The following is a 233-nucleotide window of genomic DNA, read 5'->3' on the forward strand; positions in this document are numbered from 1 at the left end:
GGCCACCGCCTTCGTCGTCACGCGCGCGGAGTTGACCACCTGCGGCAGGAACATCTTGCCGGCGCCGATCAGGTCGCCGACCACGTTCATGCCGTCCATCAGCGGTCCGTCGATCACGTCCAGCGGGCGGCTGGAACGGATCCGTGCCTCCTCGGTAGCGGCTTCGACCCAGGCATCCAGGCCGTGCACCAGCGCATGCGCCAGGCGCGCGTCGATCGGCGTTTCGCGCCAGG

Annotated in this window: 1 protein-coding gene; it reads right to left on the reverse strand. The window is 70.0% G+C overall.

The window, feature by feature from the left end; translation table 11 throughout:
* On the reverse strand, positions 1-233 hold a 233-nt coding region (locus ACQG3P_RS24445; RefSeq protein ID WP_426806497.1), incomplete at both ends, for a B12-binding domain-containing protein.

Origin of the sequence: Stenotrophomonas sp. SrG (genome assembly GCF_050031795.1) — a bacterium.
Classification (GTDB): domain Bacteria; phylum Pseudomonadota; class Gammaproteobacteria; order Xanthomonadales; family Xanthomonadaceae; genus Stenotrophomonas; species Stenotrophomonas rhizophila_A.